The following is a 24,686-nucleotide window of genomic DNA, read 5'->3' as shown; positions in this document are numbered from 1 at the left end:
GGGAGAGGAGGGGACGGAGGGGGCGGAGGGAGGAGGGGGCGGGCCGGCGAGGCCGGTCCGCATCAGACGGCCATGCCGTACACGATGGTGAACAGCGTGCCCAGCGAGCCGATGATGAAGACGCCGGTCAGCCCGGCGACGATCAGCCCCTTGCCCTGCTCCGCGCTGAAGGTGTCCCGGAGCGCCGTCGCCCCGATCCGTTGCTTCGCCGCGCCCCAGATCGCGATACCGAGGCAGAGCAGGATGGCCACCGCCATCACGACCTCGATCATGACTCGGGCCTCGTTCCCCAGTGTCCCGAAGGGCCCCCAGTTGGGCGCGATGCCACCGATGATGGTGGTGATGTCGCCCTTTTCGGCCGCCAGGTACATGTAACTCACCGCCCCTGTTGGGTCATTCACGCCCGTGCCCCATGACACGGGTCACGCTCTATCTTCGCTGATGGAACTGGCCTCGTGGGCCGCTTGGCGGCTCTCTTTACCCGATCCCCGCACAGATGACCGACCCGGGGCTCTGACCAGCCACGGATCGGGGGGGGTGCGCGTTCACGTATGGTTACTCTGTGTATCACGAGGCGTGACTCCGGGCAATGACTGTCGTTGTTGCACCTTTATGGTCCCGCTCGCCCGGGTCTGCGGGTTCCGTGCGCCCCCTGTGTCCTCATGTCCTCGAAGTGCACCCCCTGATCCGGGGGCCTCCCGCCTACACTGGCCAATCGACAGAGGCCCTGAGGCGGAGGGTGGGTGACGGTGCGTAAGGCATGGCTGGCCGTGGCCGGCGCGGGGGGACTGTCGATGTCCTTCGTCGCCCTGCTCGTCGTGGGTACGTACTCCGCCGCCGCCGGACTCGTCGGCGGTACGGCGGGGGGCGGCAGGGCCGTGGGGCTGGCCAAGGGGGCCGTTCCCGCCGCCTACCAGAATCTCGTGTCGACCTGGGGCAATCTCTGCCCCGCCATCAACCCCGCCCTGCTCGCGGCGCAGTTGTACCAGGAGAGCGGGTGGAACCCGAGCGCGCAGAGCCCGGCCGACGCCAAGGGCATCGGGCAGTTCATCCCCGGTACGTGGGAGGCCCACGGGATCGACGGGAACAAGGACGGCGTCCGGGACATCTGGGACCCGGCCGACGCGATCCCCTCCGCGGCCTCGTACGACTGTGAACTCGCCGGATACGTGAAGGACGTGCCCGGTGACCCGACCAGCAACATGCTCGCGGCGTACAACGCCGGGGCGTACGCGGTCATCAAGTACAGCGGCGTCCCGCCGTACCGGGAGACCCAGAACTACGTCAAGATCATCCGCACGCTGGAGGAGAGCTTCGCCCGGCCCGTCGGACGGGTCGACCCGTCGCGGCAGGCCGCCGCGGCCCTTTACTTCGCGCAGCAGAAGCTCGGCACGCCCTACCTCTGGGGCGGGAACGGGACCGCCGATCAGGGGGGCCGGTTCGACTGCTCCGGGCTGACCCAGGCCGCGTACCGGACCGTGGGGATCGAGCTGCCCCGGGTGGCCAACGACCAGTACAACGCGGGCAAGCACCCCTCGCGGGACGAGCTGCTGCCCGGGGACCTCGTCTTCTTCTCGGACGATCTCACCGATTCGCGGGCCATCCGGCACGTCGGGCTCTACGTGGGGGGCGGGTACATGATCAACGCGCCGTACACCGGTGCCGTGATCCGGTTCGACAAGATCGACACCCCGGACTACTTCGGGGCGACCAGAGTCACCGAGGACGGCGCGAAATCGCTGCCGACCGGGCTGCCGGGAAGCCGTCCCGAAGCCTGAACCGGGCGGACGAGTGGTCGGCCCGTGGTGATCGAGTGGCCGGAAGTCTCCGTCCTTCGGCCCTCCTGAGCTGCGACTTTGTGTCACTCTTCGATAACGTCATGGTGATCGTTCGGTAGAGACTGGAACGGGGGCGGCGTGTAGGCCGTTCCCTGGACGGGAGCTGCGGTACTGATCACTGATCACGCGGCATGTCGCGCGGACGTTCCGTACCGACCACGGGGGTTGGTGGAAGCGGCGCACACGGAGGTGTGCCGCGGCGGGCTTACAAGGCAAGGGGCCGCAGCAGATGGCTGGACTCGTACTGGACGGTTCGAACCCCGACGTCGGCCTGCTCTACGACATCAACGGACTGGCCAAGGACGCCCCGTCCTGGTCCGACCGCGTCATGGCGTTCACCGGCGAGTACGGGATCCTGCTCGCCCTGGTCCTCGTCGCGCTCTGGTGCTGGTGGAGCGTGCGCCGGAGCGGCTCGGCCGAGGACTCGGTCACGGCCGTCGCCGGGCTGGTCTGGGCGCCGCTCGCCGCCGGGATCGCGCTGCTGGTCAACATCCCGATCCGCGGGTTCGTGGAACGGCCGCGGCCGTTCGTCGACCACAAGGACCTCGAAGTCCTCGTCACGGGCAAGACGGACTTCTCGTTCGTCAGCGACCACGCCACGATGGCGATGGCCGTGGGCGTCGGGATCTTCATCGCCCACCGGAAGTTCGGTCTGGCCGCCATCGGTCTTGCCCTCCTCGAAGGCTTCTGCCGCGTCTACATGGGCGTCCACTACCCGACCGACGTGATCGGGGGCTTCGCCCTCGGCACGGCCGTCGCCCTGCTCCTCACACCCCTCGCGCTCGCCCTGCTGACGCCGCTGGTCTCGGCGGTCTCCCGCTCGGAGCGGCTCGGCCCGCTCGTCCGGTCGCGGCGGGCCCGGGAGGCGGACCGCACGGCGGGCGCCGACGCGGTCGGCGGTACGCGGTCCCTGGGCATCCCCGAGCCGCGCCCGGACGACAACAACCTGGCCGCCTGAGCCGACCTGGGCGACGGGGTGACGCGGCTACGGCGCCGCCGCCGCGCTGACGACCACGTTCGCGTCCCAGTGGCCGTCCGCGTCGATGACCCCGCCGCAGGTGATCAGCCGTAGCTGCGGGTCGGGCACCGGACCGTAGACCAGCCCGGTGGGGAAGCGCTTCGTCGGGTACGTGTCGACCGCCGTCACCCGGAACGGCCGCCGCGTGCCGTCGCCCGACTCCGTCTCGATCACCTCGCCCACCCGCAGCCGGCCCAGCCTGGCGAAGACCGCGTTCTTGATGTTGTCCCGGCCGTTGCGGACCGGGACGGTGCCCGGGTTGGCCGGGGCGTCCCGGTGGCCGACCAGCACGGCGGGGCCGGGCTCGCCGGGGCGCGGGCCCGCCGCGTACCAGCCGACCTTCATCGCGTGCCGGAAACTCGGCGCGTCCAGCGTGCCGGCCGGGTCGAGCGCCAGCGGCTGGATCGCGGCGTCGACACCGAGCGCCGGGATCCGCAGTCGTACGGGGGCGGAGGGCGCGTCCGTGACGCGGACGAGGCGGGGCTCGCGGGCGGGGGCGGTCGCGGCGGGTGCGGCGGGCGGCCCGGCCGTCAGGTGCAGCGTCACGGCGGTGGCGCCGCCCAGGACCGCGACGGCGAGCAGCACCCGTATCGCCCGGACCGAGGCGGAGGCGGAGGCCGGCGCCCGGTCCGGGGCGGTGGCGGGCGCACCGTCCGGGGCGGGCGCGCCGTCCGTCCGCCCCGCGCGTCCGGTCAGGGCTCGCCGCCCGTCGCGCGGCGCTGGAGGCGGCGTACCACCAGGATCGTGCCCGCGGAGGCCGCGGCGGTGGTGCCGATGGCGAGGGCGAGCCGGGCCACGCGGTCGCGGTCGGCGGGGCCCGTCGCGTCGGCGGCGGCGACCGGGTGGTCGGCGCCGCCCCGCGCCGCGCCGGACGGGGTGACCCGGAGCGCCCCGACGGACGGGCTGCTCGTGGCCGAGGACCTCCGGGTGGTGACCGGGGCCCTGGGCGTGACGGCGGCCTTCGGGAGGGCCGAAGTCCTCGGGAGGGACTGGGCCTTCGGGAGGGACGGGGCTTTCCGCGTGGCGGTGGCGGAGGCCGTCGGGGGTCTGGCCCTCGACGTGGCCGAGATCGTCCCGGACGCGGAGGGCCTCGGTGACGCCGCCGGCCTCGGCGACCTGGACGCGCCCGCTCCCGCCCCCGCGCCCGTCGTCAGCGCCGTGCCGTCCGGGGCCACCAGGCTGAAGCCCGGCACCTGCTGTCCCTGGGGGCGGTTCGGCCGGTCGTTCTTGTAGTAATACAGCGGGTGCCCGTTGTAGACGACCTGCGGCCGGCCGCTGTTCGCCGCGCGCAGCACGGTCCGCGAGGTCATGGCCGTCACGCCCCGCCCCTTGGCCGGAAAGCCCGTCGCGGCGGGCCAGGTCCTGGCGCACTCGCCCGTGCACCGGAGGCCCGCCGACCGGTCCGCCGTCCGCAGATAGAGCGGGTTGCCCGCCCGGTCGGCCAGCGCCGGGCCCGCCGCGGTGTCGATGAGCGTCAGCTCACCCGGATCGGTCGGCCGGTCGACGGCCGAGGCGGCGCCGGCGCCCGGCGCGAGGAGGAGCAGGGTGGCGGCGGTGACGGGTACGGCTATCCGGAGTCCGGTTCCGGGGCGGTTTCCGGGTCGGTGCATGAGTACGCCCTTGCGGTCGGTGGCCTGGCGGTGCGGGTCTGCTACCAGGTCATCGCCGGGCGCCCCGCGCGGCCACCTCGGTGGGCCGTACGGCCTAGACACGTACGTCCTCCAGCGCCTACAACTCCTACAGCGCCTGCGGGAAGTCGAAGAGCCGGTCCGGGTCGTACCGCCCCTTCAGCCGGGCCAGCCGGTCCGCCGCCGTTCCGTAGTACGCCGCGCGCCAGTCGGTCAGCGCCGGGTCGGCGTAGTTCTGGTAGGCCGCGCCCGACGCGTACCTGCGCATCGCCCCATGGGTGTTTTTCAGCCAGGCCCGTTGCTCCGTTCCCGGGTGACCGGGGCGCCACGCGCCGATGTACTGCGCCAGCATCCGCGAGCGCCGGTGGACGAAGGCCGTCGCCGCCGGGTCGACGCGGTTGACCGCCCCGCCGAGCGCGGTGAGCGCGATCGAACCGGCGCCGCCCCGCGAGGCCGGGAGCCGGGTGAACCCCTCGACCGCGGCGGTCAGGGCGCGCCGCCCGGCGGCGGAGAGGGAGCGGTCGAAGAAGTCGGAGGCCCCGGCGTACGTCTCGCGCCCGAGCGCGCCCCCGGGGTCGCGGCCCGGTGTCGTGCCGGGCAGCCTGCACTGTTCCTCGGTGTAGCCGGAGCAGCCCGCGTACACGAGCATCGCCTCCTCGTAGCCGCGGCGGCGTACGGAGACGGAGCGCGCGGAGCCGGGTCCGCCGGGGCCGTCGGCGAGCCGGTCGACCGCGTTCTTGAGGTCCTGCTCGGTGCCGAGGGAGAGGACGGAGAGCGAGATGGTGGGCGCCTGCCCGCCGGGGCCCGCCGTGAGATGGAGGGCGGACCAGATCTCGTCCGGCTGCTCGGGCCCCCACTTCTGCCAGGCGGCGAGCAGCGTGTCCGCCTTCGACCAGGGCCAGCTCGCGTTCGCGACGACGACGTCGGACGCCGGGTGGGTACGGAAGCGCAGCTCGGTGACGACGCCGAAGTTGCCGTTCCCGGCGCCGCGCAGCGCCCAGAAGAGGTCCGTGTTCCGCTGTGCGTCGGCGGTCAGGCGCTTGCCGTCGGCCGTGACGACGGTCGCGGAGAGGAGACTGTCGCAGGTGAGGCCGTAGGCGCGGGAGGTGACGCCGTGGCCGCCGCCCAGGGTGAGCCCGGCGACGCCGACCGTGGGGCAGGACCCGGCGGGGATCGTCCGGCCGCGGTCCGCGAGCGCGCGGTAGACGTCGGAGAGCCGGGCGCCCGCGCCGATCGTGGTCTCCGTGGCCGCGTACGTGAGCGAGTCGAGCAGCGACACGTCGATGACGAGCCGGCCGTTGCCGCTGGACCAGCCCGCGTACGAGTGCCCGCCGCCGCGGATCGAGACGGGCGTACGGTGCGTGCGCGCGAAGGCGAGGCACTCCCTGATGTCGTCCTCGCCGGTGGCGTAGGCGACGGCGGCGGGTTTCAGGTCGTCGTAGCGGGTGTTGTAGAGCTGACGGGCCGTGGCGTACGCGGCGTCGCCGGGCCGTACGAGATCGCCGTCGAGCCCCCGTGCGAGCGCGGCCCAGCTCGGTCCTGCCGCGGTGGCGGCCACGGAGGTGGACCGGGACGGGGACGGCTCGGGTCCTCGGCCCGGGGCCTTGCCGGAGTCGCCCGTACCGCTCTCCGTACCGCTTCCCGTGTCTCTGCCCGTGTCGCCCGAGCAGGCCGTCGCGGTGGCCGCCAGGCCGACCGCGGCGGTGAGCAGTGTGCGCCGTTCCATGTACGCCCCTCCCGATGACCGCGTCCCCTCGGCGATGCCGTTGGAGTACAGGACGGGTCACGGGGCGCGGCGGGTTCCACCGGGTGGCGGGAGTCTCAGCGGAGGGCGGTCGTGGCGTCGAGGGTGTTGCCGGCGTCCGCGGCGTGGACGCCGGGAGCGTGTTCGGTGGCGTGGTCGGAGGCGTCCGTACGGGCGCGGTCGCGGGCTCTTCGGGCCGGGCCCGACCAGCCGCAGGTGCAGCGGGCCAGACAGAACGACCCGCGTTCGAGGGTCGAGGTCGTGTGCGCCGCGGTGGGGGACGCGGCGGATAGGGGGGAGAGGGCGGTGGGGGGTTCGGAGACGTGCTGCTCGCTCACCTCTCCACCGTACCGGTGAGTCCGCGCGCCGTGACCGGGTGCGGCGTGACGGGGAACGGCGGGCGTCGTTATGCGGAACGGGTGGGCTTCGGACAAACGGCGGTCACGCGTTGGGGGTTGGCAGGCGATGGTGGTGCGGCAGCACGGACACAGAGGAGCGGCGTTCGCCGCCCTGGCCGTGGCGGGGGTCGTGGCCGCCGCCGGTGGCTGTTCCGCGAGCGGCGGCGCGGTGGCCGACGACCGGCCGGGCAGCGATCCGGGGGCGGTGCGGAAGGCGGCCGACGTGCTGCGTGCGGCGGGCAGCTCCAAGGCCCGTACGTCGATGGAGATGGCGGCCGGCGGGACCCGGGTGACCATCAGGGGCGAGGGCGGCTACGACTTCGGCCGGCGGATGGGGCGGCTCCAGGTCGTCCTGCCCAGGGACCCCGCGGGCGCGAGCGAGCACCGGCCGATCACCGAACTGCTCTCGCCGGGCGTGCTCTACATGAAGAACCGCGGCGCCGGGGTACCCGCCGACAAGTGGGTCAGGGTCGACTCGACGGCCCTGGAGGACGGGAATCTGGTCACCGGCGGGGTGACGGATCCGCTCACCTCCGCCGAACTGCTGCGCGCCGCCCGGGACGTGACCTTCGTCGGGGAGCAGGATCTGGCCGGTGTACGGGTCTGGCACTACCGGGGGGTCACCGATCTGGGCCGGGCCGCGAAGACGGCGTCGGCGGACGCGCGCGGGGCGCTGGCCGCGGCGGCGAAAGGGTTCGGCGCGGACGCGGTGCCGTTCGACGCGTATCTGGACGAGGCGGGGCGGCTGCGCAAGGTCAGGCACCGGTTCAGCTATCTCAACCAGGGGCAGCCGGTCGAGGTCGCCTCGACGACGCTGCTGTACGCGTTCGGGGAGCGGGTCACGGTGACGCTGCCCCCGGAGGACGACATCTTCAGCGGAGAGATCAAGACCTGAGCGGTCCGGGAGCGGCAAGATCAGATCAAGCCGTAACCGAGGAGGACCAACACGGAAATGGTCCGGACGTGCCATGCGCGGTGTGTACCACCCTCCCTACGCTAGGAAGCCGAGACCGGCGGGACCGGACGGACCGGCAGGAAGAGGTGAGGGCACGTGGCTCTGGTGCGTACGCCGCCCGTTCACGACCATGTGGCCCTGGCCGAGATCGAGTGGTGCGGCGAGCTGATGATCGCGGCGTCCGCGACGGACGGGGAGCGGCTCAGCCCGGACCGTATCGACGAGGTGCTGAACGTACGGGCCGAGCGCCCCGCGCCCCCGCGCCACCCGCAGCCCTCCCGGGGCCCTCGCCGGCGGGAGCCCTGCTCCGACTGACGGCACCGGCGGCGGCCGTACGGCAGGTCGGGGCCGGGATCGGGGTCAGGGCCGGGATCGGGGTCGGGGTCGGGACCGGGGTCCGGGCCGGGATCGGGCGTGGGGTCAGGTGCGGAGGAGGCGGGCGATCGCTTTCGTCGCCTCCTCCACCTTCGCGTCGATCTCGTCGCCGCCCTTGACCGCGGCGTCGGCCACGCAGTGCCGCAGATGCTCCTCCAGGAGCTGGAGCGCGAAGGACTGGAGCGCCTTCGTCGACGCGGAGACCTGGGTGAGTATGTCGATGCAGTAGACGTCCTCGTCGACCAGGCGCTGGAGCCCGCGGATCTGGCCCTCGATCCGGCGCAGCCGTTTGAGGTGCTCGGCCTTCTGGTGGTGGTAGCCGTGCACCCCGCGGTCGTGATCGGTTTCGGTCACCGCGGTCGTGGACGGCGCCGCCGACGCGTTCGCCGTGCTCGCCGCGGACGTCGCGTTCGTCACGGAGGGCGCGTCGCCCGTCGCCGCGCCGGCCGCCTCTGTGGTCGTCATCGCGTCCTCCTGCTGGTGTTCCGTGCGCTCCGCGCGCGTTGCCCGAAAAGGTGGATATACCCCACGTGGGTATATGGTACCCGTCTGTGAGCCTTGGGGCAGGGCCCTGTGCTCATCTCCTCGCCCCATGAGTGACACTGGGGTGCCGGTTAGCTGTGGCCGGATGATGCGCCTAGCATCACCCCTGACCGAATCCATGTAACCCGAGGACCCCACGTGCGATTTCGTCTGACCCCCAGGGAGACGAGCTTCTACGACATGTTTGCCGCGTCCGCGGACAACATCGTCACGGGCTCCAAGCTCCTGATGGAACTCCTCGGTGCGGATTCCTCCGCCCGGGCCGAGATCGCGGAGCGGATGAGGGCAGCGGAGCACGCGGGCGACGACGCCACTCACGCGATCTTCCATCAGCTCAACTCCTCCTTCATCACGCCGTTCGACCGCGAGGACATCTACAACCTGGCGTCCCAGCTCGACGACATCATGGATTACATGGAGGAGGCCGTCGACCTGGTCGTCCTCTACAACGTCGAAGAGCTTCCCAAGGGTGTCGAGCAGCAGATCGAGGTCCTCGCGCGCGCCGCCGAGCTGACCGCCGAGGCCATGCCGCACCTGCGGACGATGAACAACCTCACCGAGTACTGGATCGAGGTCAACCGGCTGGAGAACCAGGCCGACCAGATCCACCGCAAGCTGCTGGCCCACCTCTTCAACGGCAAGTACGACGCGATGGAAGTACTCAAGCTCAAGCAGATCGTCGATGTGCTCGAAGAGGCCGCCGACGCGTTCGAGCACGTCGCGAACACGGTGGAGACCATCGCCGTCAAGGAGTCCTGAACCACGTGGACACCTTTGCGCTGATCGTGACCATCGGCGTCGCGCTCGGCTTCACGTACACCAACGGCTTCCACGACTCCGCGAACGCGATCGCGACCTCGGTCTCCACCCGGGCCCTGACGCCGCGCGCCGCCCTCGCGATGGCCGCCGTCATGAACCTCGCGGGCGCGTTCCTGGGGCAGGGCGTCGCCAAGACCGTCAGCGAAGGGCTGATCGCCACCCCCCACGGTTCGCGGGGCATGGGCATCCTCTTCGCCGCGCTGGTCGGGGCGATCGTCTGGAACCTGGTCACCTGGTACTTCGGGCTGCCGTCCTCCTCCTCGCACGCGCTGTTCGGCGGCATGGTGGGCGCGGCGCTCGCCGGCGGTACGGAGGTGATCTGGTCCGGGGTCCTGGAGAAGGTCGTCATCCCGATGTTCATCTCGCCGGTCATCGGACTGGTCGTGGGCTATCTGGTGATGGTCGCGATCATGTGGATGTTCCGCAGGTCCAACCCGCACAAGGCCAAGCGCGGCTTCCGGATAGCCCAGACCGTCTCGGCGGCGGGCATGGCGCTGGGACACGGTCTCCAGGACGCGCAGAAGACGATGGGCATCGTGGTGATGGCCCTGGTCATCGCCGATGTCGAGGGCTCCGGCGACGAGATCCCGGTCTGGGTGAAGATCGTCTGCGCGCTGATGCTCTCCCTCGGTACGTACGCGGGCGGCTGGCGCATCATGCGGACGCTCGGCCGGAAGATCATCGAGCTGGACCCGCCGCAGGGCTTCGCGGCGGAGACGACCGGGGCGTCGATCATGTTCGGCTCGGCGTTCCTGTTCCACGCGCCGATCTCGACGACGCATGTCATCACCTCGGCGATCATGGGCGTGGGGGCGACGAAGCGGGTGAACGCGGTCCGCTGGGGTGTCGCCAAGAACATCATCCTGGGCTGGTTCATCACGATGCCCGCGGCGGCGCTGGTGGCGGCCGTCAGCTTCTGGATGGTCAGCCTCGCCTTCGGCTGACGCCGGTCCTCCGCGCCCGGCCCGCGTTCCGTAACGCGATGGGGCCCGCCCCCTGGGAGAGGGGGCGGGCCCTTCGTCTTGCGGTGGCACCGCCATGCAGCACCGCAGGACGTCTGTGTCGCCAGGTCCGGACCGTCCGAGGGCGGCCGACCGTCCGAGCCGTCGGACGGGGACCTATCCGAAGCGGCCGGAGATGTAGTCCTCCGTCGCCTGCACGGACGGGTTGGCGAAGATCCGCTCGGTCTCGTCTATCTCGATGAGCTTGCCGGGCTGGCCGACGGCCGCCAGGTTGAAGAAGGCCGTACGGTCCGAGACCCGCGCCGCCTGCTGCATGTTGTGCGTCACGATGACGATCGTGAAGCGCTCCTTCAGCTCCCCGATCAGGTCCTCGATCGCGAGCGTGGAGATCGGGTCCAGCGCCGAGCACGGCTCGTCCATCAGCAGCACCTCCGGCTCGACCGCGATCGCGCGGGCGATGCACAGCCGCTGCTGCTGGCCGCCGGAGAGCCCGGAGCCGGGCTTGTTCAGGCGGTCCTTGACCTCGTTCCAGAGGTTCGCGCCCTTGAGGGACTTCTCGACGACGTCCGCCAGCTCGTTCTTGCGGGCCGAGCCGTTCAGCCGCAGCCCCGCCGCGACATTGTCGAAGATCGACATGGTCGGGAACGGGTTCGGGCGCTGGAAGACCATGCCGACGGTACGGCGTACCGCGACCGGGTCGACGTTCGCCCCGTACAGGTTCTCGTCGTCCAGGAGCACCTTGCCCTCGACGCGGCCACCGGGGGTGACCTCGTGCATCCGGTTCAGGGTGCGCAGGAAGGTGGACTTGCCGCAGCCGGACGGGCCGATGAAGGCCGTCACGGAGCGGGGCTCGACGGTCATCGAGATGTCGTCGATGGCCCGGTGGGAGCCGTAGAAGGCGGTCAGTCCGCTGACGTCGATGCGCTTGGCCATTACAACCACTGCTTCTTTCGTGGCTCCGCGCGGCGGAGCCGGGATTCGGGCCTCAGCGGCCGGTCTTCGGGGCCTTCCAGCGGGCTATGCCGCGCGCCACCAGGTTCAGGATCATCACGAACGCGATCAGCACCAGCGCTGCCGCCCACGCACGGTCGACCGACGCCACTTCACCGAGCTTGTACTGCTCGTAAATGTAGAAGGGGAGCGACGACTGGGCACCCTCGAAGGGGTTGTTGTTGATGAGCTGGCTGCCGAAGACGAGAAGGATGATCGGCGCGGTCTCCCCCGCGATACGCGCGATCGCGAGCATCACACCGGTGGTGATGCCGCCGATCGCGGTCGGCAGGACCACCTTGAGGATCATGCGCCACTTCGGTACGCCCAGGGCGAGCGCGGCCTCGCGCAGCTCGTTCGGTACGAGCTTGAGCATCTCCTCGGTGGAGCGGACCACGACGGGGAGCATCAGGATCGTCAGCGCGAGCGAGCCCATCAGGCCGGACGGCTCGGTACCGGTCATCAGCATCAGCGAGAGGATGAACAGACCGGCGACGATCGACGGGATGCCGGTCATGACGTCCACGAAGAACGTCACCGCCTTGGCGAGCCCGCCCTTGCCGTACTCCACCAGGTAGACGGCGGTCAGCAGACCGAGCGGGGTGGCGATCACCGTGGCGATGCCGACCTGCTCCAGCGTGCCGATCAGCGCGTGGTAGACGCCGCCGTTCGCCTCGGAGCCCAGGACCCCGGCCATGGAGTGCGTCAGGAAGTTGACGTCGAGGACCTTCACGCCGCGCGCGATCGTGGTCCACAGCAGCGAGAACAGCGGGATGACCGCGAGGACGAAGCACACCCAGACGACGCTGGTGGCGAGCCGGTCCTTGGCCTGGCGCTGGTTCTCGACGGCTGTCGTGACGGTGTACGAGACGGCGAGGAAGGCGACGACGGCGATCAGGCCCCACTGGACCTTGCTGCTCAGGCCCGCGCCCGCGCCGATGCCGACGCCGACGAGAACGCCGAGCGCGGCGAAGCCGGCCGGGGCCCAGCGCGGCAGGCTCCGCTGGCTGAGGCTGCCGCGCCGGCCGCCGGACGGCGGTACGGGGGTCGGCGTGTCCTGTATGGCTGCGTGGCTCATGCGTTGGCCCCCGAGTACTCCTTGCGGCGCGCGATGATCAGCCGGGCCGCACCGTTCACCAGCAGGGTGAGGACGAAGAGGACCAGACCGGAGGCGATCAGGGCGTCGCGCCCCAGCTCGTCGGCCTCGTCGAACTTCGCCGCGATGTTCTGGGCGAACGTGCCGCCGCCCGGGTCGAGCAGGTGGAGCGAGATCAGGTAGTTCGGGGAGAGGACCGTGGCGACGGCCATCGTCTCGCCGAGCGCGCGGCCGAGGCCCAGCATCGAGGCGGAGATGACACCCGAGCGCCCGAAGGGGAGCACGGAGAGCCGGATGACCTCCCAGCGGGTGGCGCCGAGCGCGAGCGCGGCCTCCTCGTTCATCCGCGGGACCTGGAGGAAGACCTCCCGGCTGACGCTCGTCACGATCGGCAGGATCATGATCGCCAGCAGGATGCCGACGGTCAGCATGTTCCTGGCCACGCCGGGCTGCGTCTGGTCGAAGATGTACGTCCACGCGAAGTACTCGTCGAGCCAACTGTTGAGACCGCCGAGATACGGCACGAGCACGACGGCACCCCAGATGCCGTAGATGATGCTCGGCACGGCGGCCAGCAGGTCCACCACGTACGCGAGGGGCGCGGCCAGTCGGCGCGGCGCGTAGTGCGAGATGAACAGGGCGATGCCGACGGCGATCGGAACCGCGATGAACATCGCGATGATCGAGCTGATGATCGTGCCGAAGAGCAGGACCGCGATGCCGAAGACCGGCGGGCTCGCGGAGGGGTTCCAGTCGAAGGTCGTGAGGAAGTTGCCCTGGTCCTGCGAGATGGCGATGGCGGCGCGGTAGGTGAGGAACCCCGCGATCGACGCCATGAGGACGAGCAGCAGAATGCCCGAGCCCCTGGAGAGGCCCGAGAAGATCTTGTCGCCCGCGCGGCCCGTGGAGGGCCGGGACGGGGGGTCGGCCGGCGGGGCCGGCGGAATGTCTATCGGTGTGGTGGAAGCCATGTCTTTCCGGTCTGTGTGGGGGAGTGCTGGCTCCCCTGGCGGCGGTGCACCGGATGGGATGGGGGACGGCCACCGGCCCGGAGGGGTGCGCCGGGCCGGCTGCCGTCACCGTGGAGCGTGTGGCCCTCCCGTGCGGGAGGGCCGGTCGGGCCGGTCAGGCCGGTCGGGCTAGGAGAGCGAGGCGACGGTCTCGCGGACCTTGGCGTTGATCTCGGCCGGGATCGGGGCGTAACCCGCCTCGGAGAGAAGCTTCTGGCCGTCCTCGCTGGAGGTGTAGGTCAGGAAGGACTTCATCGTGGCGAGCGTGGCCGGCTTGTTGCCCTTGTCGCAGGCGATCTCGTACGTCACCAGAACGATCGGGTAGGCGCCGTCGGCCTTGGTGGCGTAGTCGAGGTCGAGCGCCAGGTCCTTGCCGGTGCCCTTGACCTTGGCGGCGGCGATGGCCTTGGAGGCGTTCTCCGAGGTCGCCTCGACGGGGGCGCTGGCGCCCGTGTCGATCTTGACCGTGGAGAGCTTCTGCGAGGTGGCGTACGAGAGCTCGAAGTAACCGATCGAGCCGTCCACCTGCTTCACCTGCGTGGCGACACCGGCGGAGCCGGAAGCGGCCTGGCCACCGGGGGCCGGCCACTTCTTCTCGGCCTCGTACTTCCAGTCCGAGGAGGCCGTGGCGCCCAGGTACTTGCCGAGGTTCTGCGTGGTGCCGGAGTCCTCGGAGCGGTGGAACGCCTGGATCGGCTTGTTCGGCAGCTTGGCGTCCGGGTTGAGCGCCTTGATCGCCGGGTCGTTCCAGGTCTTTATCTTGCTGTCGAAGATCTTGGCGAGCGTGGGCGCGTCGAGGACGAGGTTGTCCACACCCTCCAGGTGGTAACCGATCGCGATCGGTCCGCCGACCATCGGCAGGTTGATGCCCTGGCCGCCACCCGTACACGTCTTCTTCGAGTCGGCGACCTCTTCGGGCTTGAGCGCCGAGTCGGAGCCGGCGAAGCCGACCGTGCCCTGGTTGAACGCGACGATGCCCTCGCCGGAGGAGGAGGACTTGTAGTTGACCTCCACACCGGCGCAGGTGGACATGTAGTTCTTCACCCACAGGTCCATGGCGTTCTTCTGCGCGCTGGAGCCGGACGCGAGCAACTGGCCCTTGGCATCCTTGCAGACCGCGCTGGAGGCGGCGCTGGACTTCGTGCCGCTGCCGGCGGTGCTGCCCTCGTTGTTGTTGTCCGAACCGCACGCCGTGAGAACCAGGGCGCCGGAGACGGCGAGGGCACCGAGCGCGGTGGCGCGCAGCCCGTTCTTGCGCTGAAGCTTCACTTTTGGGGTGTTCCTTCCAGGAGCCGCCGGTCTGACCTGTTGTACGGCGGCGTGCGTCGAGGTGGCCGGTGCGGCGCTTTAACCGTCACCGTGTAAGGCCGAAATTAGGCAGATCAGGTGAAGCCGCCGACGGAAGGGGGTGAACGGAAGGTGAACCTCGCCGGACACCCTGGGGTTCGATTTCCGGCCGAGCTGTGGCCGACCCGTGGCTGCCCCGTGGCCGACCCGCACGGGGCCCGGAAGGGGCGCCTCCGGTGGCGGCTCGTCGTCCGAATACCGCCAGCACGCCGGGGACAGGGGCCCGAAGACTTGGCGTATGACCACACACACCTCCGTGACCGCGTACACCCCCGTGACCACGTGCACCTCCGTGACCGCGTACACCCCCCTGCCCATCGCTCCCGGCGCCCTCCAGGAGCTCCGCGACACGGACGACGCCGGGCAGGGCCTGCGGCCGTTCACCGCGCGTGAGGACGGTGCGCCCCTCGCCTGCGTGGGCAGTCCGCTGCGCTGCTGCCTGCGGAACGTCGTCGCCGGCGACCGGATCGCGCTCGTCTCGTACGCGCCCCTGCGGCGCTGGGCGGCGGCGCACGGGGCCGAGCCGGGGGCGTACGACGAAACGGGGCCGGTGTTCATCCACGCGGAGGAGTGCGCGGGGCCGCAGGGCGCCCCGGGGTATCCCTTCGCACGGCCGGGGGCGCTCCGTACCCTCCGCCGTTACGACGCCGGGGGACGTATCGCCGGCGGACGCCTCTTCGAGGTTCCCGAGGACTCCACGGCCGGTTTCGACCAGGCACTCGCCGACGCCTTCGCGGAGCCGGAGGTGGCACTGGTGCACGTACGGGCCGTGGAGTACGGCTGCTTCCAGTTCGAGGTGCGGCGGCCGTAGGGGCGGCGGTGGGGGCGCGGGCTACGTGATGGTGAAGAGGTCGGAGGCCCTGTCGTCCATGTCCTCCATGGTGACGTCGCCGTCGGGGTCCGTGCCCCCGCCTCCGCCTCCTTCGCCGCCTGATGCGCCGCTGGTGCTGCCCGTACTGCCGGTGGACGAGCCCGAGCCCGAGCCCGAGCCCGATCCCGAGCCGCCTCCGCCGCCCCCGCCCGGGTTGTAGTTGGGGTTCGGGAGATAGGCGCCGCGTGAGCCGTCCGGGTTGGACTGCCACACGCCCTTGATGAACTTCGGGTCGACCCCGCCGGGGAAGGCGATCTCCTGCTGGTACGGGTAAGGAGAGGGGCTTCCGTAATTCGCGTAGGTGGCGTTGATGTCGATCCCGCCGGGCGCCTGGACGTCGTAGACGTACGCGCCCTTCCATTCGAGGTTGAGGCTGTCCGAGGTCGTGGTGGAGACGTACATCGCCGGCTCGTTGGTCAGCACGTAGTTGTGCAGATCCGCGTTGCTGGGTTTGATCGGCCGGAAGCCCTCGTTGAAGATCACCGACGGGGGGCGGTTGTCGGAGCGGTAGAGCGGCTCGTTCGAGTTGCGGTAGGCGACGTTGTCCGGAATGCCGGCCCAGTTGATGTCGGGGTTGGCGGCGACGTCGCGCGGGTCGGGCTGGTCGGCGGTGGTGCCGTTGCTGCCGCTGGGGGTGGAGCAGTTGTCGCCCTCCGGGGCCTTCCCCTTGTCGGGGTTGTCGGGGTTGGACGGAGTGCCCTTGTCGCCGTCCCCCATCTCCGTGTCGCCGTCGCCGTCGAGCCTGTCGCGCGCGTCGGCGTCGGCCTCCTGATAGGTGTCGAAGCCCGAGAGGGAGAGCCCGGCCATGTCGTCGATCAGGCTGCCGATCCCTCCGTCCCCGTCGGACGCGGGCTCCAGCGCGAGCGGGCGGCTGTCGGTGACGGTCGTGTGCTGTACGAGAGCGATGGTGCGGGTGCTTGTGCCGGTGCCTGAGTAGGACGCCGTTGTGGCGATGGGGCGCCGGCCCAGCATCTGCGATCCGATAGGCCGGCCCTCACTGCAGTCGTCGTTGTCTTTCTTGTCTTTGTCCTTGTCCTTGTCCTGGTCTTCGTCCTGGTCTTCGTCCTCGTCCGTGTCTTTGTCGTCTTCTTTATCGTTCTTGTCGTTCTTGTCGTCTTTTCCGCCGGTGGTCTGCCCGCCACTGCTGCTGCCTCCGCCGCTCGCGCCGCCGGAGCTGCTACCGCCGCTGCTGCCCCCGCTGGAGCTGCCGCCCCCGCTGCTGCTGCCTCCGCCGGAGCTTCCGCCCCCGATGCTGGGGCCCCCGATTCCGCTGCCGGAGCTGCTGCCGCCGCCGCTGCTTCCGCCGCCGCTGGAGCTGCCGCCGCCGCTGGAACTGCCCCCGTCGGAGCTTCCTCCGCTGCTGCTTCCGCCGCCGCTGGAGCTGCCGCCGCCGGAGCTTCCGCCGCCGCTGGAGCTGCCCCCGCCGGAGCTTCCTCCGCTGCTGCTTCCGCCGCCGCTGGAGCTGCCGCCGCTGGAGCTTCCACCGCTGCTGGAGCTGCCGCCGCCCGAACTGCCCCCGCCGGAGCTTCCGCCGCCGCTGGAACTGCCCCCGCCCGAACTGCCCCCGCTGGAGCTGCCGCCCCCGGAGCTTCCACCGCTGCTGCTTCCGCCGCCGCTGGAGCTTCCTCCGCCCGAGCTGCTTCCGCCGCTGTCGCTGCCGCCCGAGCTGCTTCCGCCGCTGTCGCTGCCGCCCGAGCTGCTTCCGCCGCTGTCGCTGCCGCCCGAGCTGTCGCTGCCGCCTGAGTTGCTGCTGTTTCCTCCGCTGCTCCCGCCGGAGCTCGTGCCGCCGCCCGAGCTGTTGTTTCCGCCGGAGTTGTTGCCTCCGGTGGATCCGCCGGCGACGGCGAACGGGCCGTCGTCGTCATCGTCATCGTTGGTGCCGCCGGAGGAGCTGCCGCCCGAGGAGCTGCCACCTGATGAGCTGCCGCCCGAGGAGCTGCCACCTGATGAGCTGCCTCCGCTGCTGCTTCCGCCGCCGCTGGAGCTGCCGCCGCCGGAGCTGTTGGTGCCGCCGCTCGCGCCGCCGCTGTCGCTGCCGCCTGAACCGTTGCTGCCGCCGGAGTTGCCGCTGTTTCCGCCGGAACTGCCGCCGCCGGAACTGTTTCCGCTGGTGGAGCCGCCCCCGACGGTGAACGGGTTGTCGTCGTCATCGTCGTTGCCGCCACTGGAGGAGCCACCCCCCGAGGAATTGCCGCCCGAGGAGCTGCCGCCCGAGGAATTGCCTCCGCCGTCGGACTCCCCGCCCGTACCGCCCGTACCACCTGTACCGCCCGCGCTGCCCGATCCTCCGTCGGCACCGCCGGACCCGCCGGCACCGCCGGAGCCGCCCGAGCCGCCGGACCCGCCCGAGCCACCCGAAGCTCCCGAGCCTCCCCCGATGCTGCCGACGCCGCCGTTACCGCCTCCGCCTGTGCCCCCGCCACCTCCGCCGCCCCCGGCCACGACCGTCGTGCACGAGTCGCCCGTCAGGCTGCAGATCGCGGAGTGCAGGCCGTCCGAGATCCGCGCTCCGACGCCGCCGAGGGCGATCGACCCGATGAGCGCCACGACCACCGTCAGGAGCCCCAGGTACTCGACGGCCGTCTGGCCGCGGTCCCGGCGCCACCTGATGAGGTGCGGCAGCGACGGGACCTTGAGGCGGCCCAGTCGTTCCCGGTTCCAGCGCGGCCTCGACGGCCTGATGTCCTGCGGGAGTGCGAACCAGGCGCGGCTGTCCTTGACGCATATCAGCGCCAGCAGCGCGCTGGGCAGCAGCATTTGGCTGAAGCCGTGCTCGGAACCGTCGTAGAGGTTGATCAGGCTGCCGAGCAGCAGCCACGCCTGTACGGCGACCAGCCCGATCCACACGGTCCTCCCGCCCGTCCACAGGCGCTGCGCGAGCACCAGGGCCGCGATGCCGGGGGCGATGGCGTACAGCGCCAGGAGAACCAGTGCGGGGGAGAGGACATCGAGGTCGGCCAGCGAGATGAAGGCGCTGACACCGCCCAGCACGGTGACGGCGAACATCAGGTGCAGCAGGATCCGCACGCCGACGAGCGGTTTCGGCAGCTCACGCCGGTCACCGCGGGCGAGCGCCACGCCCCGCACGGTCAAGCTCTCTGACTCGGACATAGGTAGACGTCCCAACGAAGCCGGTTCCGGCGTGCGACCGCCGACATTTAGGCGGTGTTCAACCGCCGCCTCCCCCGAGAGCGTTGGGCAGTTTAGGTACAGACCTGGTCGCCGAGCTAGGGCCCACGGGCCTATTCAGGGGCCCAACAGCGGTGCGGTGCAGGGAGGAAGGCGAAGTCCGTCGCGGGCGGGGTCAGTTCAGGCCCGGCACGCCGAATGAGCCGAGCCAGCGCTCGTACGCCTCTTTCTGCGCGTCCGCCGTGGAGACCGCCGAGGGCGGGGCGTCGTCGAAGAGGCTCACCATGTCCTCGGGCCTGGCCGGCGTTCCCGGGCGCAGTACGTACGCGCGGTCGCTCCCGGAGCCGCGGAGCATGCCGCTCTGGGCGACGTCGGGGCGGGCCGCGTTGATCGCCAGCAGCCAGCCCTCGCGTTCCAGGGTCCGCCGTACGGTGTCCAGGGCCGCCACGAGGTCGTGTCCGTGGCCCTCGGCGGTGCCCCAGGGGCCGTCCGCGCTGACGTGGTACGACTCCCCGCGCGCGTCGACCGCCCAGGTCAGCGAACACATCACGTGGTCCTCGCGGCCCTCATCGGCCTTGCCGCGGAAGGCGGTTACGTCGTCCCGGTGTCCGAGCGCACGCGCGTCACTCATCTCGTCGTCTCCTTCGCGGCCGTCGGCGGCGCCCAGTCTGGCACGCCTGGAGGGCCGCCCGGGAAGCCGCCCGGGGTTCAGGTCGCGTGCAGGGCGTCGAGCAGCGCGTCCACCAGGACGCGGTCGCGGGGCTGGGTCAGGCGGGTGCGGGCGGCTTCCGGTGTCAGCCAGAGGACCTGGTCCACCTCGCTGTTGGGGACGAAGACGCCGGCCGTCGCCTCGGCCGCCCAGTACGTGACTTCCTTGGGGCGGCCCTGGGCCAGGTAGTGGACGGTGTCCAGGCGGGCGCCCGGCGCGCAGTGGTGGCCCGTCTCCTCCAGGACCTCGCGGACCGCGCCCGCCAGGGCGCTCTCGCCGCGCTTGAGCTTGCCCTTGGGGTGCGACCAGTCGTCGTACTTGGGCCGGTGGACGAGACAGATCGCGATGCCGTCGTCCCCGGACGGCGCGCGGCGCCACAGCACGCATCCCGCCGCCAGGACCGTTCCCCGCACCCTCGCCTCGTTCGACGCCCCGGTCGTCGTCCCGTTCGTCGCCTCCGTCATCGCGTCACCGCCGCCTTCTGCCAGAGCTGCTGGAACGCGAAGCGCGCCGCCTCGACCTCGTGGCGCTGGTCGGCGTGGAGTACGCCCAGCGCGTACGCCGTCGTCGGGGCGATCCGGGGCGTACGGGCCGCGTTCGCCGCCGCCGTGGCGGCCTCCGCGGCGTCGCGGTGCCGCTCCAGGGACTCGCCCGCCGCGAGCAGGGCCGGGTCGGGGGCGCCGCCCGCGCACCACACCTCCTGGGTGTAGCGGTGCAGCCGCAGCAGCCGCCGTACCTGGTGCCAGGGCGCGTCCTGTGTCTCCCCGTCGGACGTGGTGGCCAGGCCGTGCACCAGGGCCTCCGCGTTGTACGGATGGGCCGCGCGCGCCAGCGGCAGTGCGGCCACGGCGTCCAGGAGCTGGGCCTCCGTCGTCTCGCCCGGGCCCGCCAGCACCTCGACCGCGGGTGCGCCGGCGATCGGCGCGAGCGGCACCTCGGAGGCCAGTACGGCCACCGCGTCCGCCACCGCGTGGAAGCGGGACGAGCCGAGCGCCTGGAGCGCCGACGAGTGGGCGCGTGTCCTGGCCAGGGTGAGCTGGCGCTCCAGCAGCGCGCCCGCCCGGGACGCCCCGACCGTCAGCGTGCCCACGGGCAGGGTGCCGGTCCGGGGCCCCGGAGCCTCGGATCCGGCCCGCGCCCCGGCTCCTGCCCCCGCCCCCGCCCCCGAGAGCCGGCCCAGCGCCCCCAGCAGCCGGTGCAGCCGGCTCGTACAGGCGTGCTCCTGGGCGAGGGTGCCGCAGAGCCAGCCCAGTTCCGTACGGAGCTGGTCGGCCCAGACCGGGTCGAGCAGCGGCCGGTACGTGTGCAGCGTGCCGCCGATCCGGCGCGCCGCGCCGCGCAGCGTACGCGCCGCCTCGTCGGCGGCGGCCGTGTCCGCGCCGCTCTCGCCGTACAGCCGCAGCCCGCGCAGGAAGTCGCCCGCGCGGGCGTGCAGATATCCGGCCAGGATCTCGCCGGCCGTCAGCCGCCCGGTCGCTCCCCCCGTCACCGCGGTGTCGGAGGGGCCGGCCGGAGCGGCCGGGTCCGGTGGTGCGGACGGCACCGTTCCGGATGCCGTGACCCGGTCGGTGTCCACTTCATGGTGCTGCACGCCGGCGCCTCCGGGCGTCTATGAGCATTTCCTGTACGTGCCGCAGCGGCTGGCCCTCCGCGTCCGTGGAGTGCCGGGTCCAGTTGCCGTCCGCGCCCAGGTGCCAGGAGGACGTGCTGTCGGACATCCCGGTCTCCAGGAGCCGGGTGATCGCCGCGCGGTGGGCCGGGTCGGTGATCCGGACCAGCGCCTCGATGCGGCGGTCGAGATTGCGGTGCATCATGTCGGCGCTGCCGAGCCAGACCTCCGGCTCGCCGCCGTTGCCGAACGCGAAGATCCGGGAGTGCTCCAGGAAGCGCCCCAGGACCGACCGCACCCGGATGTTCTCCGACAGGCCCGCCACCCCGGGCCGTACGGCACAGATCCCGCGCACCCAGATGTCCACCGGCACACCCGCCTGCGCCGCCCGGTAACAGGCGTCGATGGTCGCTTCGTCCACCATCGAGTTGACCTTGATACGGACATAGGCGGGGCGCCCGGCGCGGTGGTGCGCCACTTCCTTGTTGATCCGGGAGACGAGCCCGTCCCGCAGGGACTTCGGGGCGACGAGGAGGCGCCGGTAGGTCTCCCGGCGCGAATAGCCGGACAGCCGGTTGAAGAGGTCGGAGAGGTCCGCGCCGACCTGCGGGTCCGCGGTGAGCAGCCCCAGGTCCTCGTAGAGGCGGGCCGTCTTCGGGTGGTAGTTGCCCGTGCCGACATGGCTGTAACGGCGCAGGGTCTCGCCCTCCTGCCGTACCACCAGCGAGAGCTTGCAGTGCGTCTTCAGCCCGACCAGCCCGTACACCACATGGCAGCCGGACTCCTCCAGCTTGCGCGCCCACTTGATGTTGGCCTGCTCGTCGAAGCGCGCCTTGATCTCGACGAGGACGAGGACCTGCTTGCCGGACTCCGCCGCGTCTATCAGCGCGTCCACGATCGGGGAGTCCCCGGACGTCCGGTACAGCGTCTGCTTGATGGCCAGCACGTCAGGGTCGGCCGCCGCCTGCTCCAGGAACGCCTGGACGGAGGTGGAGAACGAGTCGTACGGGTGGTGCAGCAGGACGTCGCGTTCGCGCAGCGCGGCGAATATGTCGGGCGCGGAGGCGGACTCCACCTCGGCGAGATCGCGGTGCGTGCCCGCGATGAACTTGGGGAACTTCAGCTCGGGCCGGTCCAGCGACGAGATACGGAAGAGCGCGGTGAGATCCAGCGGCCCCGGCAGCGGATAGACCTCGGCGTCGGACACCTTCAGCTCGCGGACCAGCAGGTCGAGGACGTACGGGTCGATGGACTCCTCGACCTCCAGGCGCACCGGCGGCCCGAAGCGGCGCCGCATCAGCTCCTTCTCCAGCGCCTTGAGGAGGTTCTCGGCGTCGTCCTCCTCGACCTCCAGGTCCTCGTTGCGCGTGACCCGGAACATGTGGTGCGCGAGCACCTCCATGCCGGGGAACAGCTCCTCCAGGTGCGCGGCGATCACGTCTTCGAGAGGTACGTAGCGCTGCGGCGACGCCTCCAGGAAGCGGGCCAGCAGCGGCGGCACCTTCACCCGTGCGAAGTGGCGGTGGCCGCTGACGGGGTTGCGTACGACGACCGCGAGGTTGAGGGAGAGCCCCGAGATGTACGGGAAGGGGTGGGCCGGGTCCACCGCGAGCGGGGTGAGGACCGGGAAGATCTGCTGGCGGAACAGGGTGAAGAGGCGCGCCTGCTCCTTCTCGGTCAGCTCGGGCCAGCGGATGATGTGGATGCCCTCGTCGGCCAGCGCGGGGGCGATGTCCTGCTGGTAGCAGGCGGCGTGCCGGGCCATGAGCTCGCGCGAGCGGGTCCAGATCAGGTCCAGCACCTCGCGCGGCTGGAGGCCGGAGGCGGAGCGGGTGGCGACGCCGGTCGCGATGCGCCGTTTCAGGCCCGCGACCCTGACCATGAAGAACTCGTCCAGGTTGGACGCGAAGATGGCGAGGAAGTTCGCCCGTTCGAGGAGCGGCGTCGTCGGGTCCTCGGCCAGCTCCAGCACCCGCTCGTTGAACGCGAGCCAGCTCCGCTCCCGGTCCAGGAACCGGCCCTGGGGCAGCTCGGCGCCGCCGTGGTCGCGGTCCTCCTCGTACGCGTCGAGGTCGGAGTCGAGATCGGGTTCGAGATCGCCCGCCGACCCGGTCGCGGCGACCGTATGGGGCCGGTGCGCGGCTATGAAGCCGACGGACGGCTGCTGAGGGGGCTGGGACTGCTGGACCGGAACCTCGGCGGGCTGGTGGCTCATGTCCCTATTCTTCCGCGCGGAGGGTACGACAGGCGCGTCGGAGAGGGCGGGGGTCAGACGGATCCTGCCGTTCGGAGCGGTCCTGCCGTTCGAGGCGCCGGTCCGGGGGCCGGGCGAGGTGCCGGTCCGGGGGCCGGTCGGGGTGCCGTTCGGGGTGGGGGGTACAGCGGGCTCGGGCTGCATTCACCGAGGGTCGCAAGGGCTTCTGAATGGCCGGTAACGGCGACATGACATACAGGGAAGCGGGGCGGGTCCCCCCGGGGCCGGGGGAGGCGTACCCCCCCCCGGGGCCGGGGGGTACGGTACGCCGTTCGGGTGGCCCGGGGAGGCCCGCCGCGTGCTCGGGTCCGCATGCTCGGGTCCCGCGTGCTCGGGTCTCCGTGCTCAGGTCTCCGTGCGGTACATCAGGTCCACCTCGTGCGTGACGAAGCCCAGCCGCTCGTACACCGTCACCGCCGCCGTGTTGTCCGCGTCCACGTACAGCATCGCCGTCGGCAGCGCCTGCGCCGCGAGATGGCGCAGCCCGATCGCGGTGAGCGCCTTGCCGAGGCCGCCGCCCTGCGCGTCCGGCCTGATGCCGACGACGTACACCTCACCGAGCTGCTCCTCGGCGTGCACCTTCGTCCAGTGGAACCCGACCAGCTCCCCGTCCCGCTCGGCGAGGAAGAACCCCTTCGGGTCGAACCACGGCTCGGCGATCCGGTCGTCCAGGTCCCGCTGGGTCAGCGCGCCCTGCTCCGGGTGGTGGGCGAAGGCGGCGGCGTTGACCGCGAGCCAGGCCGCGTCGTCCTGCCCGGGGACGAAGGTACGGACGGCGACCCCGGGCGGCAGCACCGGCTCCGCGATCCCCAGCGGGGCCAACGGGCGGCGGAGCTGGCGCAGTTCGCGGAAGAGCGTCAGCCCGAGCACCTGCGCGAGATGGCGGGCCGCCGACTTCCCGCCGTGCGCCCAGGCCCGCAGCCGCTTCCCGGAGGCGCCCAGCAGCGCGTGGCCCAGCGCCCGGCCGTGGCCCCGACCGCGCCGCCCGGGGTGCACGACCAGCTCGACGGTGGGCGCCTCGATGGGGTCGGTGTCCTCCAACTGCCCGTAGCCGACCAGCTCCCGCGTCCCGCCGTCCCCCTCGCCGCCTCCCGCGTCGCCGCCCTCCCGGTCCGCGGTGACCAGGAAGTGCCGTACGCCCTCGCGGTGTCCGCCGCGCAACTGGAGCCGCCCCTGCTCGGAGACGGCCTGCACCCCGTCCGTGGCGGCTGCTTCCGCGAGCAGGCCGAGGACGTCCTCGGCCTGCTCGGGGGTGAGCGCGTCGAGGGTCTGGATCTGCCGGCCGGACTCGCGGGCTACTGCGTCTGTCATGCGTCGAGGGTACGGCGGCGGCGCGGCCCGGGAGGGGTACGGGCCGGAGTGGTGCGTACGTCACCGACCGGCACCGACCG

The 24,686-nt window shown here is 71.7% G+C and carries 23 protein-coding genes; 7 read left to right on the top strand and 16 right to left on the bottom strand.

All coding sequences use genetic code 11. The features are described from left to right. Positions 1-62: 62 nt before the first annotated feature. Positions 63-371, bottom strand: coding sequence for a hypothetical protein (locus ACIBJC_RS36160; protein ID WP_003985768.1), 309 nt, complete (start codon positions 369-371; stop codon positions 63-65). Positions 372-794: 423 nt separating this feature from the next. Here ACIBJC_RS36160 and ACIBJC_RS36155 point away from each other — a divergent pair, with 423 nt between their 5' ends. Both ACIBJC_RS36155 and ACIBJC_RS36150 read left to right on the top strand, forming a co-directional pair. Further along, positions 795-1,778, top strand: a complete 984-nt coding sequence (locus tag ACIBJC_RS36155) for an NlpC/P60 family protein (RefSeq protein ID WP_399300218.1) — start codon at positions 795-797, stop codon at positions 1,776-1,778. A 289-nt stretch (positions 1,779-2,067) separates the two neighbouring features. Then, positions 2,068-2,796 (top strand): phosphatase PAP2 family protein, encoded by a 729-nt coding sequence (locus tag ACIBJC_RS36150; protein ID WP_399300163.1) that lies wholly within the window; start codon positions 2,068-2,070, stop codon positions 2,794-2,796. 27 nt (positions 2,797-2,823) lie between these two features. On the opposite strand, the gene ACIBJC_RS36145 is transcribed toward ACIBJC_RS36150, so the two are convergent. From ACIBJC_RS36145 to ACIBJC_RS36130, 4 genes are all read right to left on the bottom strand, one after another. Continuing rightward, positions 2,824-3,441, bottom strand: coding sequence for a sortase domain-bontaining protein (locus ACIBJC_RS36145; protein WP_399300160.1), 618 nt, complete (start codon positions 3,439-3,441; stop codon positions 2,824-2,826). Between the two features lie 107 nt (positions 3,442-3,548). Continuing rightward, positions 3,549-4,466 carry a hypothetical protein gene (locus ACIBJC_RS36140; protein WP_399300157.1) on the bottom strand — a complete coding sequence of 306 codons (918 nt, stop codon included), beginning with the start codon at positions 4,464-4,466 and terminating at the stop codon, positions 3,549-3,551. Between the two features lie 127 nt (positions 4,467-4,593). Then, on the bottom strand, positions 4,594-6,210 hold the full coding sequence (locus ACIBJC_RS36135; RefSeq protein WP_399300154.1) for an FAD-binding oxidoreductase: 1,617 nt from the start codon (positions 6,208-6,210) through the stop codon (positions 4,594-4,596). 95 nt (positions 6,211-6,305) lie between these two features. Continuing rightward, on the bottom strand, positions 6,306-6,566 hold the full coding sequence (locus ACIBJC_RS36130) for a hypothetical protein (protein ID WP_399300151.1): 261 nt from the start codon (positions 6,564-6,566) through the stop codon (positions 6,306-6,308). A gap of 127 nt (positions 6,567-6,693) precedes the next feature. Between ACIBJC_RS36130 and ACIBJC_RS36125 the strand changes: the two genes are divergently transcribed. Then, positions 6,694-7,521 carry a hypothetical protein gene (locus ACIBJC_RS36125; RefSeq protein WP_399300148.1) on the top strand — a complete coding sequence of 276 codons (828 nt, stop codon included), beginning with the start codon at positions 6,694-6,696 and terminating at the stop codon, positions 7,519-7,521. 156 nt (positions 7,522-7,677) lie between these two features. After that, positions 7,678-7,896 (top strand): hypothetical protein, encoded by a 219-nt coding sequence (locus ACIBJC_RS36120; RefSeq protein ID WP_399300145.1) that lies wholly within the window; start codon positions 7,678-7,680, stop codon positions 7,894-7,896. A gap of 105 nt (positions 7,897-8,001) precedes the next feature. On the opposite strand, the gene ACIBJC_RS36115 is transcribed toward ACIBJC_RS36120, so the two are convergent. Continuing rightward, the gene (locus ACIBJC_RS36115; protein WP_399300142.1) at positions 8,002-8,421 is read right to left on the bottom strand and encodes a metal-sensitive transcriptional regulator; all 420 of its coding nucleotides are present in this window, start codon (positions 8,419-8,421) and stop codon (positions 8,002-8,004) included. Positions 8,422-8,637: 216 nt separating this feature from the next. On the opposite strand from ACIBJC_RS36115, the gene ACIBJC_RS36110 reads away from it, so the two are divergent. Together ACIBJC_RS36110 and ACIBJC_RS36105 are read left to right on the top strand one after the other, a co-directional pair. Then, on the top strand, positions 8,638-9,258 hold the full coding sequence (locus ACIBJC_RS36110; protein WP_329824694.1) for a DUF47 family protein: 621 nt from the start codon (positions 8,638-8,640) through the stop codon (positions 9,256-9,258). A 5-nt stretch (positions 9,259-9,263) separates the two neighbouring features. Beyond that, positions 9,264-10,262, top strand: coding sequence for an anion permease (locus ACIBJC_RS36105; RefSeq protein ID WP_399300138.1), 999 nt, complete (start codon positions 9,264-9,266; stop codon positions 10,260-10,262). A gap of 174 nt (positions 10,263-10,436) precedes the next feature. Here ACIBJC_RS36105 and pstB read toward each other — a convergent pair whose 3' ends face one another. From pstB to pstS, 4 genes are all read right to left on the bottom strand, one after another. Beyond that, on the bottom strand, positions 10,437-11,213 hold the full coding sequence (pstB, locus tag ACIBJC_RS36100; RefSeq protein ID WP_399300135.1) for a phosphate ABC transporter ATP-binding protein PstB: 777 nt from the start codon (positions 11,211-11,213) through the stop codon (positions 10,437-10,439). A gap of 52 nt (positions 11,214-11,265) precedes the next feature. Next, the gene (gene pstA / locus ACIBJC_RS36095) at positions 11,266-12,348 is read right to left on the bottom strand and encodes a phosphate ABC transporter permease PstA (protein WP_399300132.1); all 1,083 of its coding nucleotides are present in this window, start codon (positions 12,346-12,348) and stop codon (positions 11,266-11,268) included. Next, entirely contained in the window at positions 12,345-13,337 is a 993-nt protein-coding gene (gene pstC, locus ACIBJC_RS36090) for a phosphate ABC transporter permease subunit PstC (protein WP_399300130.1), read from the bottom strand. The genes pstA and pstC overlap by 4 nt, the downstream gene beginning before the upstream one ends. A 168-nt stretch (positions 13,338-13,505) precedes the next feature. Continuing rightward, a complete protein-coding gene (gene pstS, locus ACIBJC_RS36085; RefSeq protein ID WP_399300127.1) occupies positions 13,506-14,645 on the bottom strand; it encodes a phosphate ABC transporter substrate-binding protein PstS in 1,140 nt (379 codons plus the stop codon). 370 nt (positions 14,646-15,015) lie between these two features. Here pstS and ACIBJC_RS36080 point away from each other — a divergent pair, with 370 nt between their 5' ends. Further along, positions 15,016-15,534 (top strand): DUF1203 domain-containing protein, encoded by a 519-nt coding sequence (locus ACIBJC_RS36080; protein ID WP_399300215.1) that lies wholly within the window; start codon positions 15,016-15,018, stop codon positions 15,532-15,534. A gap of 21 nt (positions 15,535-15,555) precedes the next feature. Here ACIBJC_RS36080 and ACIBJC_RS36075 read toward each other — a convergent pair whose 3' ends face one another. From ACIBJC_RS36075 to mshD, 6 genes are all read right to left on the bottom strand, one after another. Next, positions 15,556-18,672 (bottom strand): Flp family type IVb pilin, encoded by a 3,117-nt coding sequence (locus ACIBJC_RS36075; RefSeq protein ID WP_399300124.1) that lies wholly within the window; start codon positions 18,670-18,672, stop codon positions 15,556-15,558. Positions 18,673-18,898: 226 nt separating this feature from the next. Then, on the bottom strand, positions 18,899-19,354 hold the full coding sequence (locus tag ACIBJC_RS36070; protein WP_399300121.1) for a hypothetical protein: 456 nt from the start codon (positions 19,352-19,354) through the stop codon (positions 18,899-18,901). A 77-nt stretch (positions 19,355-19,431) separates the two neighbouring features. Beyond that, positions 19,432-19,896, bottom strand: coding sequence for an NUDIX hydrolase (locus ACIBJC_RS36065; RefSeq protein WP_399300118.1), 465 nt, complete (start codon positions 19,894-19,896; stop codon positions 19,432-19,434). Then, positions 19,893-20,921, bottom strand: coding sequence for a CHAD domain-containing protein (locus ACIBJC_RS36060; RefSeq protein ID WP_399300212.1), 1,029 nt, complete (start codon positions 20,919-20,921; stop codon positions 19,893-19,895). Before ACIBJC_RS36060 ends, ACIBJC_RS36065 begins: the two co-directional genes overlap by 4 nt. A gap of 88 nt (positions 20,922-21,009) precedes the next feature. Further along, the gene (locus ACIBJC_RS36055) at positions 21,010-23,256 is read right to left on the bottom strand and encodes an RNA degradosome polyphosphate kinase (protein WP_399300115.1); all 2,247 of its coding nucleotides are present in this window, start codon (positions 23,254-23,256) and stop codon (positions 21,010-21,012) included. 384 nt (positions 23,257-23,640) lie between these two features. After that, positions 23,641-24,606 (bottom strand): mycothiol synthase, encoded by a 966-nt coding sequence (gene mshD / locus ACIBJC_RS36050; RefSeq protein ID WP_399300112.1) that lies wholly within the window; start codon positions 24,604-24,606, stop codon positions 23,641-23,643. Positions 24,607-24,686: the final 80 nt, after the last annotated feature.

Source organism: Streptomyces sp. NPDC050509 (assembly GCF_044457965.1).
Classification (GTDB): Bacteria; Actinomycetota; Actinomycetes; order Streptomycetales; family Streptomycetaceae; genus Streptomyces.
The sequence above is the reverse complement of the archived record's forward strand: the minus strand, read 5'-3'. Positions and strand labels throughout refer to the sequence as shown.